This is a genomic window from Flagellimonas allohymeniacidonis (assembly GCF_004296335.1).
Lineage (GTDB): Bacteria > Bacteroidota > Bacteroidia > Flavobacteriales > Flavobacteriaceae > Flagellimonas > Flagellimonas allohymeniacidonis.
Genome location: NZ_SGIU01000001.1, coordinates 364,154 through 376,683, shown reverse-complemented (window position 1 = coordinate 376,683; position 12,530 = coordinate 364,154). Strand labels below are relative to the sequence as shown.

Genomic DNA, 12,530 nt, shown 5'->3' with positions numbered 1-12,530 from the left:
GTTTTATAAATGTTAATCGGGGAAGCTATAAAAGGCTTTGACCGCATCATAGTTGGAGTAATCCAGTTTACTGGATTGGGCGCTTTCCGGAATTAAGACGTAACGGAATCTATTATTTCTGTCCCCAGAATACTGATTTTCTGTTAGGGTGACACCATCGGTACTTTCAAGTGCAATGGTTATTCCGTTCACTGAAATAAGTCCGAAGGTAAATGAATACCAGGTGTTGCTCCAGCGGCCTTCACTTGGCATTACGTGGATTCTGCCATCTCCCCATTGACGGAAGTACACAAAAACCAAGGTCTTGTCCCTAAGATCATTATTAATAATCCCGTCAATAGGAACATGCATCTCCTTAACTGTTGGGAGGTCCAACGAATTCCAATCGGCTCGTATCCAAGCTGAAAAAATCACATTGGCATTACCGTCTTGGCCGTCCTCACCATCTTGTCCAGTCTCCCCTTGTGGACCTTGGACTCCTTGAGGTCCGAGTTCACCCTGAGGGCCAGTTGGTCCCTGTTCACCTTGGGGGCCTACTTCGCCATCTTTGGCACTGCACGACAGAAAGAAAATAATACACAACATTAGACCTATTGTCCCGAAATAATTGAAACTTTTCATATCATTTTGTTTTATGGATTTATGCCTAAGTATTCAACCACTTCTTGGTAGCTCATTTTAGAAAAATCTATGCTGTTCTTTTTGTCTGAAGTTGATGCGGGCTCGATGATCATGTACCGAAATTGGGTGCTGGGACCCAAGTACTCTTCGTTTGCCACCGAACGTCCAAAGGATTCTATTTGAAGAAATAGTCCATTCCCACTGATTCTGTTCTGGATAGCCAACTCGATGTCGCCATTGATATCAAGTTCGTACAAAGGCAATAGGTTTATAGCCGTAAAGGTTGGGGTCATCTGATATCTACGATATACCAAAAAAACATTGTTTTCAATTTGAAAATCGCTCAATATCAAATCAGGAATCCTTTGAAATTTGAAAGCCGATAAATCAGTATCCCAAGTATTGATTTCAAACCATCCGGATGAAATCACAGTTGAGTTGGCATCAATTCCATCAATTCCATCAATTCCATCAATTCCATCAACACCATCAGCACCTGCAGGACCTTGCTCACCTTGTTCTCCCTGTGGACCTTGAGGTCCGATTTCACCATCCTCTCCTGAGCACCCAGCCAATAAGGCGCAAAGTGCCAATGGGATAATCATAAAAATGAAATGTTTTGTTTTCATACCTTCAGAATTATTGTTACGGTTAGCTTTTAGGGGAAGTTCTCTTTGGACCGAAATGTTTTTACAACCTACAATCCGTCGATGTCCCAAAAGTAGATATAGGTTGCTCTCTGACTTTTTTGATATGTAACCAATACTTTTGGAAATGTAACATGAGGCAAATCCATGGCAACGGGAATGACATCCACATCGATGCTGAAGTCGTTCATCAAATTCGAAACAAGGGTAATGTGAATTTGGAATTCCTTGTGGTTTCCCAACCCACCTGAAAAGGAAATAAAATCAATTTGGAGTAATAGTTAAATGGGAATACTGGTTGATTCTACACTCCCTCCTTGCGGAGCACTTCGAGTGGTGGGCTTTGCAACACACTTTTGCTGTTCAACAATCCGATAAGAAGCACCAGCACCATAATACCAGGCAATACCACTAAAAAAGGAACGCTCGATGGCACAAAACTGACCTCAAAGACAAAACGTGCTAGCAGTAAACTTCCCAACAAAGACAGAACAATTCCAATGCCCCCGCCTAAAAGGCCTAAGTAGAGGTATTCGAGAGTGGTAATTCGAAGAATTTGTTTCCCTTTTGCTCCTAAAGTCCGCAAAAGCACATTTTCTTTGATTCTTTGGTACTTGCTTGTCCGTACCGACCCAATAAGAACAATAATCCCGGTTAAAATGCTGAAGAAAGCCATAAAGTTAATGACCCAAGCAATTTTGCCCAAAATATCCTCGATGACCGTAAGAATCTGTCGCAAATCGATAATGGACACGGTAGGAAATTTTCGTACCAGGTCACGCTGCAATTCGGCCGATTTAATTGCATCCGGAGCTTTCGTTGTTAATACATGAAACTGCGGAGCCTCTTCCAAAACCCCAGAAGGGAATAGAATGGAAAAATTGACCTGCATACGGGCCCAATCCACCTCTCGGAGATGGGCTACTTTGGTTTCCATTAACACGCCCTGCACGTTAAATACAATGGTATCTCCTATTTTGACTTGTGCGCCATCCGCCACATTATCCGATATCGATATGGGAATAATCCCATTACCTTGCCGTTCAAGGGGCCATGTACCCTCTACAGTACGTTCCGAGGGGACCAAAGAATCGCGATAGGTGACCCGGAATTCATGAAACAAAACCCATCGATTCATGGTTACAGTGGAATCAAGGATAAGTTCTCTTACTGGGCGTTCTTTGATTTGATGCATTCGCATGGTGATAATGGGAATGTTATTCAAAACTGGAAGTCCTGATGCCTCGATACTATTGGCAGCAGCCAGTTTTTCATCACTCTGCACGTCCAGAAGTATGAGATTGGGTGTATCTTCAGAAGCTTCCAATGAAACTTGGGCCAGTAAAATATCTTTAGTGAAGTAAAGCGTACTGATCAAAAAAGTGCCCACACCAATGGCCAAGACCAAGACGGTAGTCTGATTGTTGGGCCTATACAGGTTCAAGAGGCTCTGCCGGGCCGTAAACCCCCAAGAAGTCGGAAAATATTTTTTGATGCCCCTCATAAATAGTGTCGCTACACCGCCGAGAAGAGCAAATACCACCAAAATACCCAGAACAAAATAGAGTGCATAACGTGCGCTTCCCAATAACCAGAAAGAAAAGGAAAAAATGAACAGTACAATCCCCAACAAGACCCACAACTGTGCTTTTCGTGATTTTTGATACCCGTTCTCTTCTACCCGTAATACCTGCAGAGGCGAAACAAACCATGTGTTCAGTAAGGGCATTAATGCAAACAATACCGATAACAATACTCCCAATATCAATCCGGACCAAAGTGCGTTCGGTACGAGGGAAATCTGCACTTCGAAGGGTAAAAAACCTTCTAACAGCAAAGGAAATGACTGTTGGAGTAGCAATCCACACAGCACCCCCAAAATTCCGCCCAGGAGACCCATGCCGGCGATTTGCAATAGATAAATCAAAAAAGTTTGTCTTCGTGTAGCCCCAATACATTTTAATACGGCCACAGATCGTAATTTCTCTTTGACATAGATGTGTACCGAACTGGCAACACCCACGCAGCCCAGTAGCAGAGCAATAAACGCAATAAGATTGAGGAACTTGCCGAAATTGTCATAGCTTCTCCCTAGCTGTTCCGCCGTACTGATATGGGTATCCAAATCCGCATTTTCAACGTCGAGTTGTGGGTCGACCACTTCATCCAACTCAACTAAATCTTGCTCCGGTTCGGCCACGAAATAATAATCATATCCGATTCGGCTTCCCACTTGTATGAGACCTGTACCCTCCACGGCATCATAGGGAATGATCACAGGGGGTGCCACCAAGGCACCTACACCCGAGGTTCCCGGGGCAGAAATCAAACTTCCAGCTATAGGAAAAACGGTATTACCTAATTTGACTGAATCCCCTTGTTGCAGACCATATTGCAACATAAGTGTTGCATCGACCAAAGCCCCTCCAGATTCTTGGTAGGTTTGCGCCGCTGTAACAGGTTCTGTTTCCATTTCACCGTAAAATGGATAAGCCCCTTCCATACCCCGTACTCCGACCAATTTGGTATCTCCGGTTTTCGGAAAAATCGCCATGGATCCAAATCCAACGGAACGCCCATCAGCACCACCCAAAGAATCAATTATGGCTAGCACCTTTTCATTAAGGGGCTTGTTGCTATCGATGACAAAATCCGCTCCCATTAGGATCTTGGATTGAATGGCAATGTTTTCTTCCAAATTCTCACTAAAAGATTGGATGGACACTACCGCGGCTATCCCCAAGATGATGGAGGCCATAAATAAAAGTAGGCGGCTGCCACTGGCCTTACTGTCGCGCCAGGCCATTTTCAGCAGCCATTTCCATCCTGCTCGGGATATTTTTTTGGGGGAATTTCTCACGACTCGACCAAAACTTCGTTCGAGACTACTTTGCCACCTCGCAATCGCAGCAGACGTTGACATTTTTGGGCCAATTCCAAATCGTGGGAGACAATGACCAAAGTGGTTCCTGCCTCTTGGTTCAGCTCAAACAACAGTTGCACCACTCGATCACCCGTATCTTGATCGAGATTGCCCGTAGGTTCATCAGCAAACAAAATAGAGGGACTATTTGAAAACGCCCGGGCGAGGGCCACACGTTGTTGCTCCCCGCCAGAAAGCTGTGAGGGATAGTGGTGCATACGGTCACCCAAACCGACCTTACCCAAAAGTTCGCGGCCTACTTTGGTTGGGTTTTTTGCCCCCTGCAGTTCCAATGGGACAACAACATTTTCAAGGGCCGTAAGAGTGGGCAACAATTGAAAATTCTGAAAGATAAAGCCCACTTTTTCGTTGCGTAATCCAGCACGCTCATCTTCGTTCAAACTGCCCAGGTCTGTGCCACACAGTTCAACCATTCCAGTATCGGGATAATCCAGCCCAGCGCAGAGCCCCAAAAGGGTGGTCTTCCCACTGCCTGAAGGCCCCACAATGGCGAAGGTTTCCCCTTCTTCAATGCTGAAATTGATATCGTCCAACACCGTTAATTGTTTTGAGCCACTCGTATAGGTCTTCCCCAGGTGCTCTACGTTTAATATCTTTGACATAGCACTTTTTGCTTCCGTTTTTCTCAAACAAGAAAAATAGGCAATTGATTTTGATTTTAAGGCCCGTAACCCATGCAAGACCTCTTAAAGTTTCGTTATTTTTTTCTGCTATTCCTTGTGATTTCTTGTGGAGATGCCCCAAAGAAAGCTGCAGCCACCCAAGATACCGATAGCAACTCGAATACCACCATCGCTGATGATACTACCGAAAAAGTGATTTTGTTTTTTGGGGATAGCCTTACCGCAGGTTATGGTCTGGAACTCGAAGAGGCTTTCCCAGCGCTTATTCAAAACCGTTTGGATTCGTTGGGTCTCCAGTACACTGTGATAAATTCAGGTCTTAGTGGGGAGACCACCTCAGGCGGACGTAATCGTTTGGCTTGGGTATTGAACCAAAAGGTCGATGTGTTTGTATTGGAGTTGGGTGCCAATGATGGGCTCCGCGGTATTCCTTTAACAGAAACCCGCAACAATTTGCAAGCCATGATCGATTTGGTCAGGAAAAAGAATGCTGATACCCAGATTGTACTGGCCGGAATGCAAATTCCACCTAACATGGGGCCTGAATACACTACTGAATTCCGGAAAATATTTCCCGAATTGGCCAAAGAAAATGAAATCGCTTTGATTCCTTTTTTACTGGAAGGCGTAGCTGGTATCCCAGAACTCAATTTAGAAGACGGCATACATCCTTCTGCAGAAGGACATCAAATTGTTCGGGACAATGTTTGGAAGGTGCTGCAGCAGTCGGTACAGTAGGCCAATGTTGTTTGAACTATGAAATTTTTTGAACTTTAAAAAAACGAGTTAGGGTCAAAGTTCAAATATACGATTGGCAAATGCACGGTAATCTCTTGCACTACAAAACAAGGCCCTGCGCATAGTTAAAGCAACTTCATTTGATTCAGCTTGGTATCTTAGTAAAAATGAAAGCATATAACATCAAGAACTACGGAGAGCCTGAAAAAGTTCTTAGGCTTCTAGACGTTGAACAGCCCGAACCAAAAGACACCGAGGTTCAGGTTAAAGTTTGTGCAACCACAATCAATGACTACGATTGGTGCATTGCTACTGGAAAACCCTTTGCTTATCGTCTGTTCTTTGGACTATTCCGCCCCAAGAGAAAATTAAGGATACCGGGAATGGAGCTTGCTGGAATTGTGCAAAAGGTCGGAAAAAATGCAACAAAATTTAAAGCCGGTGATGCTGTTTATGGTGACATCTCTGAATTTGGCTTTGGCAGCTTTGCCGAGTTTCTTTGTATAGACGAAAAAGCGATTGTCCTAAAGCCAGATGGTATGAGTTTTGAAGAGGCAGCCACTATTCCGCATGCAGCAATGCTCGCCTTACAAGGTCTTCGAGACGTGGGACAGATCAAAGAAGGCCAAAAGATTCTAATCAATGGCGGCGGCGGCGGTGTTGGTTCATTTGGAATTCAACTAGCAAAACTTTACAACGCAAATGTTACTGGGGTCGATACAGGTGAAAAATTAAAAGCGATGGAAACTCAAGGGTTTGACCACGTTATTGACTATAAACTACATGACTTTACCAAGTTAGGAGAGCAATATGATCTTATCCTTGATTGCAAGACCAATCGATCCCTATCGAAATTTTTAAAGGTTCTTAAACCCAAGGGTAAATATGTTTCAATTGGAGGTAGGTCTGGCAACTTGTTGCAACTGATTTATATGAAGCCATTACTAAGGTTGTTTAGCCAGAAACGGATGCACATGGTGATGTTAAAGGCAAATAAGGACTTGGAGTACATCAATAAACTTTGCGAAGAAAACAAGATTGGTTGTGTTATAGATGGCCCTTACAGTTTTGAAAAAATACCCCAAGCGATTCGACGGTTTGGGAATGGACTTCACCACGGAAAAATTGTAGTATCAGTAACCCAAAACAACGGTTCCAATCAAAAGCAACACGATGTTGCAGGAAGTAGAAATGCATTAAGGCAATAAGCTGTCCAGAATGTAATCAGCATAAACTATTTCTGTAATTCATAAATCACATAGGGCGCTATAGTAACCCAAATAAGCACCAGAATCCAAACGCGTCCGGCCATGATGTTGTAATCTTCAAGTAGTTTACTCCAAGTATGACCTGCAATATAGTGTCCAAATAGAAATTCAAATACTACGGTCAGCACAAGCCAAAACAATCCGATATTAAGAGCTTGTTGGGGCGATTCAGGTCTCCACATTTGAAAGACAAGCCATATGTAAATTCCAAAAAAAAGGATTAATATCAGCGTTGAGACTTGATGTGCATATAATTCCTTTATTCGATTGGCGATGAACCTTTCCCGCAGCAGTCCATTGGCAATTGCGATAATTACCATGGGCAGCCAGGCCAAAACATATTTCCACATAATTGCTTTGTTAAATTCTGAATGCCTTTGTTCCCAATTTACCGCAACAGGTTGGAAATTAAAATGACTTTCTTCACCTTAAAAACATTAAAACGGCCTTTTATGATTCCCATCTGAAGATTTTGAGCCAGATAGTTCTACCAAGCCAACTTCCATCTACTACACCAATAATCTATCCAATGATTATAAGTTTTTGTTTATGATCAATTTTAAAATCCGCTTGTTGCAATGACCTCAAGTTTGGAAAGTACTCCCCCATTACATACTTTTAAACAAATCATGCAATGGACCTCGAGCATTTAATACAACGGTTTCAACTCAAGGACACTAAAGCCTTTGAAAAGTTGTACGAAATGTATGCTACCAACATTTGCGGCGTTATCAATTCGATAGTTCAAGATGATGAACTGTCCCAAGAGATTTGCCAGGATGTTTTTATGAAGGTTTGGCAAAAATCGGATTCCTACAACAGTTCCAAAGGCCGTTTTTTTACGTGGCTTTTAAACATTGCCAGAAATGCAGCAATCGACGAATTGCGTTCAAAATCCCACAAAGAACAGAAACTGAACCTATCAGCAGATTTGTTCGTAGGTATTCTGGACCAGCCCAACGAATCTGAAAACGATGAAATGAATTCGAGTCAGCTCAAAAATTGGGTAGTAGGATTGAAACAGAAATGCAAACAAATTATTGACCTTTTGTATTTTAAGGGGTATTCTCAAAAAGAAGTAGCTGAAGCATTGGATATCCCGTTGGGTACGGTCAAAACAAGAAATAGAAATTGTATCTCCCAACTGAGGGAAAACATGAAAAATAACTGATGGATACCAAAGCATATATAGAATCAGGTATTATAGAACTGTATGTTGCGGGCCAGCTTACCGAAAAGGAAAATTTGGAGGTGGCACGTTATGCTCGTATGTATCCTGAAATCAAAAAAGAAATACTAGAGGTAGAAAATACCATTTTGGCTGTCTCCCGATCGGCCAGTCCCAAGAGTGTTCCCTCCTTTGACGCCATAAGACAAAAGTTGGAGGGGCAAGAGGGCAAAGTCATTCCCATGGAGAAAAAATCCTCCTCATGGAAACCTTACGTAGGATGGGCCGCTGCAGTGGTCTGTGCATTGGGGATTGTTTATTTATACAATCAAAATGAGCAATTAAACTCGGGGATGGAAGTTACCAATACGGAAATTGAGAAACTGGAGCAAGAAATTAAAGAAGCCAACGAATCGCTTGAGAAATCTACCCAATTATTGGACCAATTAAGGAACAAAGATGTAGTGGTTGTCCAATTAGGTGGGCAAAGCGTATCCCCAGAATCTTTTGCCAAGGCGTATTGGAACAAAGAGGAAGGGCAACTCTTTATTGATGCACAGGGCTTACCAGAACCTCCTGAAGGAATGGCATATCAGGTTTGGTCACTTACCCTAGACCCGCTTACGCCAACCAGTGTCGGCCTTTTAGAAAATTTTGAAAGCAATGATAACGGCGTATTTACCCTGGTGAATTCCAATGCATCTGAGGCTTTTGGAATTACCTTGGAACCTGAAGGTGGAAGTGCCGCCCCCAACCTTGAACAATTGTACGTGTTGGGAACGGTTTCATCTTAAATTCGCCCAATAACTTTTGTTTACTTTCCTAAGCGGCCCTAAAATTGAAAGGACTACTGATCTTCGTTAAGTAAATCAGGGCTGGTCACAAAATTAAAATCGATATTGAAGGCTAGCCCGTACGGTGAATGGAGCACCTGGTGTGAAGTGAATTTCTTCTGTGGGTTGAGATTCATTACGAAGCTGGGAAAGTGTGGCAAACTGGGTTTCGTTCCAATCGGTGTTGAATAGATTTTGAATGGAAAGCCCCAAGGTCAGTCCTTTACTTAGTTCGTAGTTCGCATTGGCATCTACAACAAAGTACCCTTCGGCCACAATCGAGTTATCCTCGTTGGCAGGTCTGTCGTCCAAGTAACGATATCGAATACCGCCTGAAAACTTATTGCGTCCGTAAAACGTAACTCCTCCCGAAGCCGTAAAATCAGGTGCCAAAGGAATGTAGTTAATACCTCTAGGTTCATCTTTGCTTCGAGCCACTGTATAGGTAAGGTCTGAATCGAAGAAGACTCGGTCACTAATTTGATAACGAAGACCCATATCAAGACCGTAACGCTCAGAACGTCCACTGGGTTCCACAATACCAGCATCACCCACATAGACAAATTCTTGATCCAAATGCAGGTACCAAAGTGCGGAATTCACAAAAATCTTTGAATTTATTCGAAATAGTGATCCCAAGTCTACACCATAAGCCGCGGGGAGCACATCTTCTCCATTTTGGGAAACTGAGACACGAGCGTCATTGGAGTGAAAGCCAATGCCGGTTTTTAGAAATAGTTGCAAATTTTCGGTTGGATCAAAAAGGAAGTTCAATTTTGGGGAAAGCCTTGTTTTTTTAACTTTCCCTTCCTCCTGGTCTGTTCTAAGATTATCAAGGTATCCAAACCTAAAGTGATCAAGGCGTATACCCGGAACAATTGCATATTTTCCAAATTCAATTCTTCCTTCCAAAAAACTATTGAAATTAGATTCCCTAACATCGCCCAACTGAATATTTTGTAGAACAGTACCTCGGTTTAACGTTCGTGACAGTTCGTTTCCTTGAACCATATCGGTGCGAAGTCCGACTCCGGCGCGTAATCTTAAATCAATATCTCCCCATTCAATGTTTTGGTTCAGCACCGTATTGAACCCAAAAAGGTTACGAGATTCGCGTTGAACGATTTGGTCCCCATTTTCCCGGTCAACCAGAAAAAAAGTAAAGTTTGAGAAGAGATCAAAGTCATACCTGCTGAAAAAAGCATTTGAAGTAATAAAACCTTGTTTGCCGATTGGCTTCTGAAATTTTAGAGTAACACTGCTCCTGGAAGTAGTACCTCCCTCTGTATCATCTATGGCACCAAACCGCGTAATACGTCCGGAATTTACCGCTCGCTCAGGAATTTGTCCCGATGCATCCCATTTGCTGGTAAAGTAAGACACCCCCATAGATAGTTTGGCATCGTTCCAAAGTTGCTTGGTATATTTTCCAAATAGATTTACCCTTGAAAAGTTCTGACTGCTTTCAAAGGGACCATCAAAACGCAATAACTCACCTGCTACGTAGGCCTTATCTTTTTTGGTTTTCAGGAGATTGAACATCCCCAAACCACGGTTCCAACCGAACTCTCCATAGTCGAACCCAACCCTGTTGTTTTCCAAGACTTCCTTCGTCTTAAAATCAACATGGCCCGCGGTGGCAAAGTTACCCTTGTCCGCAGTATAGGGACCCTTGTTAAAATCGATATTATCGATGGTCTCGGGAATCACAAAATGTAAATCGGAATATCCTTGACCATGGGCATGTGACACCATGTTTACGGGCATCCCATCTACGGCAAGGGCGATATCCGTTCCGTGATCTATATCAAAACCCCTTAAGAACAATTGCTCTGCTTTACCCCCGCCAGCATGCTGGCCTATGACCAGCCCCGGAACTTTCTGTAAGATCTCTTGGGAGGAGCCTACAGGACGGACCTTTAAATCGATTGCGCTTAGTACGGAAAGTGCATTGGTTTTTGGACGCACTACCACCTCTCCCAATTCCAAAGCGGATTCTTCAAGCTCAATTTCCAAGGGGTCTACATAAGATTTCTCTTGAAGGGGAACCAGTATTGTACTATATCCCAAAGCTCCTATTCGAAGCGTATCCCCAATCTGGGATTCTTTAATTCTAAATGTTCCCAATTCATTGGTATGGGCATGTGACTCTGATTGGATATTGAAAATATAGGCTCCTTCTATGGGAATCTGATTTTCATCCACTAATCTGCCATAGATTTTTTGTGCCGTCATTTTGCCCATAAACAAAAGACAACAGATAATAGCTATACTTCTCATTGCTTAGGTGTGGTGTTGTAACAGTTATCCAGTTAAAGAGTGCTGCTAAAGGGATGCAATCACTTGTTGGGAAAGAGGACCCAATTCAAAAATTGCTTCTTCCAGTTCTTTCTTCAAATTAGTAGCTCGGTCGTACTGCCCATTTGCCCTATAAATCTTCAACAAGCGCAATAAAACTTCTGGTTCAAACGATTTTCCGTAGACCTCGCTGTTGGCAATGGTAAGAGCTTTCTGGTCATACCCATTTTTGAGATAGGCAAGGGCCAACATGCTATAGGTTTCTGGAGTTGCCCGATTGGCAACCTCATCCTTTGCGATTTGAATGGCCATATTCAATTTTTCCGATTCTTCTAGGTACAACTGGATGTTGGGAAGGTTATACATAAGACCGTATGAAGCATTCCCGACCAAATTCCCGTACTTTTTCAAATTATCCATTCTCTCTGTTTCATCGCCTATAAATTCAGCTATTTCAGCCTTTAAGAGATAGTGGTCGGGAGAAGCGTGATACCCTTCCACCGAATCCAAAATTCGCAAAGCCTCTTTACCATTTCGTTCATGCGAAAAAATAATCCAGGCAATTCCCTTTTTGGCGTATGCATTGGAGGGATTCAAGGCCAAGGTTTTGAGATAGTGGCCATAGGATTCGTCTAAGCGACCTGCGTGGCCGTAAAAATCGGCAAGGTTGGTATACGTCCAGACCATTAACTTTTTATTTTTGGACGATTCTGCTTTCTGTTTTGCCTTTTCCATAAAGGCAATAGCTCCATCCAAATTACCTTTGTGGTCCTTATATTTTGCAGCTCGGATGAGGTAGCCAAAGTTGGCCATATCCTTAATACTATCGAGGTAATGATATGCGGTGCGATAGTTCCCGAGTTCCATATGCACATCAAAAAGTAGCTGTTGCGATTCTTTTACTCCGCTTCCTAAACTTCTGGCAGAAAGAGCCGACTCAAGTGCTTCCTGAAATCGATGTTGGGAGATGTAATTTCTTGATAATGCCCTTAAGTACCCTGATTTGTTCACCGCAGCAATCTCTACTGCCTTTTTCAGGGCTTTTTCAGCCTTTTTTAAATACTTAATATTTCCTGTGTTCTGAAAAAACCTGTTGTATTCACTTGCTACATTACCGAAACTTAGTAATTGGGTGCTATCCGAAGTGATCTTTGAATTCCACAGTTCAAAATACTTGGAAGTCGTTTTAGAGGCTTCCATGTTTAAGTATTTTTCATAGTCCTTGACATTTGTTGCGAATTGTTTCTCGCTGTCGCATGAATGGGTCACTAGTATAAGTGCCAAAATGAAAAGAAATCTCATGGTGTTGTTTTTAAAATTGTTTATGCTGAAATACTTTATCAAGGGGAGAATAACCTCATGGTCCTCTCCCCTATTTTATTCAAAAGTT

The 12,530-nt window shown here is 42.7% G+C and carries 12 protein-coding genes; 4 read left to right on the top strand and 8 right to left on the bottom strand.

What is annotated here, in order from left to right:
* Positions 1 to 12 precede the first annotated feature (12 nt).
* The 5 genes from EW142_RS01595 to EW142_RS01580 all read right to left on the bottom strand — a co-directional run bounded on the left by EW142_RS01595 (position 13) and on the right by EW142_RS01580 (position 4,814).
* Complete coding sequence (locus EW142_RS01595) at positions 13 to 621, bottom strand: collagen-like protein (RefSeq protein WP_130608706.1); 609 nt, start codon at positions 619 to 621, stop codon at positions 13 to 15.
* A gap of 11 nt (positions 622 to 632) precedes the next feature.
* Positions 633 to 1,250, bottom strand: coding sequence for a collagen-like protein (locus EW142_RS16635; protein WP_205783211.1), 618 nt, complete (start codon positions 1,248 to 1,250; stop codon positions 633 to 635).
* Positions 1,251 to 1,318: 68 nt separating this feature from the next.
* Positions 1,319 to 1,459, bottom strand: a complete 141-nt coding sequence (locus tag EW142_RS16630) for a hypothetical protein (RefSeq protein ID WP_165395202.1) — start codon at positions 1,457 to 1,459, stop codon at positions 1,319 to 1,321.
* Positions 1,460 to 1,572: 113 nt separating this feature from the next.
* Positions 1,573 to 4,074, bottom strand: a complete 2,502-nt coding sequence (locus EW142_RS01585; protein ID WP_130612372.1) for an ABC transporter permease — start codon at positions 4,072 to 4,074, stop codon at positions 1,573 to 1,575.
* A gap of 50 nt (positions 4,075 to 4,124) precedes the next feature.
* Complete coding sequence (locus EW142_RS01580; protein WP_130608703.1) at positions 4,125 to 4,814, bottom strand: ABC transporter ATP-binding protein; 690 nt, start codon at positions 4,812 to 4,814, stop codon at positions 4,125 to 4,127.
* 72 nt (positions 4,815 to 4,886) lie between these two features.
* Here EW142_RS01580 and EW142_RS01575 point away from each other — a divergent pair, with 72 nt between their 5' ends.
* The gene (locus tag EW142_RS01575; protein WP_130608700.1) at positions 4,887 to 5,573 is read left to right on the top strand and encodes an arylesterase; all 687 of its coding nucleotides are present in this window, start codon (positions 4,887 to 4,889) and stop codon (positions 5,571 to 5,573) included.
* A 140-nt stretch (positions 5,574 to 5,713) separates the two neighbouring features.
* Positions 5,714 to 6,781, top strand: a complete 1,068-nt coding sequence (locus EW142_RS01570) for an NAD(P)-dependent alcohol dehydrogenase (protein WP_240740131.1) — start codon at positions 5,714 to 5,716, stop codon at positions 6,779 to 6,781.
* Between the two features lie 26 nt (positions 6,782 to 6,807).
* On the opposite strand, the gene EW142_RS01565 is transcribed toward EW142_RS01570, so the two are convergent.
* Positions 6,808 to 7,191 carry a hypothetical protein gene (locus EW142_RS01565; RefSeq protein ID WP_205783210.1) on the bottom strand — a complete coding sequence of 128 codons (384 nt, stop codon included), beginning with the start codon at positions 7,189 to 7,191 and terminating at the stop codon, positions 6,808 to 6,810.
* 284 nt (positions 7,192 to 7,475) lie between these two features.
* Here EW142_RS01565 and EW142_RS01560 point away from each other — a divergent pair, with 284 nt between their 5' ends.
* The gene (locus EW142_RS01560; RefSeq protein ID WP_130608694.1) at positions 7,476 to 8,012 is read left to right on the top strand and encodes an RNA polymerase sigma factor; all 537 of its coding nucleotides are present in this window, start codon (positions 7,476 to 7,478) and stop codon (positions 8,010 to 8,012) included.
* Positions 8,012 to 8,803: an anti-sigma factor gene (locus EW142_RS01555; protein ID WP_130608691.1), complete on the top strand. Its 792-nt coding sequence runs from the start codon at positions 8,012 to 8,014 to the stop codon at positions 8,801 to 8,803. Before EW142_RS01560 ends, EW142_RS01555 begins: the two co-directional genes overlap by 1 nt.
* Before the next feature lie 93 nt (positions 8,804 to 8,896).
* On the opposite strand, the gene EW142_RS01550 is transcribed toward EW142_RS01555, so the two are convergent.
* Together EW142_RS01550 and EW142_RS01545 are read right to left on the bottom strand one after the other, a co-directional pair.
* Positions 8,897 to 11,122, bottom strand: a complete 2,226-nt coding sequence (locus tag EW142_RS01550) for a TonB-dependent receptor (RefSeq protein ID WP_130608688.1) — start codon at positions 11,120 to 11,122, stop codon at positions 8,897 to 8,899.
* A gap of 45 nt (positions 11,123 to 11,167) precedes the next feature.
* The gene (locus tag EW142_RS01545) at positions 11,168 to 12,442 is read right to left on the bottom strand and encodes a tetratricopeptide repeat protein (protein WP_130608685.1); all 1,275 of its coding nucleotides are present in this window, start codon (positions 12,440 to 12,442) and stop codon (positions 11,168 to 11,170) included.
* Between the last annotated feature and the right edge of the window lie 88 nt (positions 12,443 to 12,530).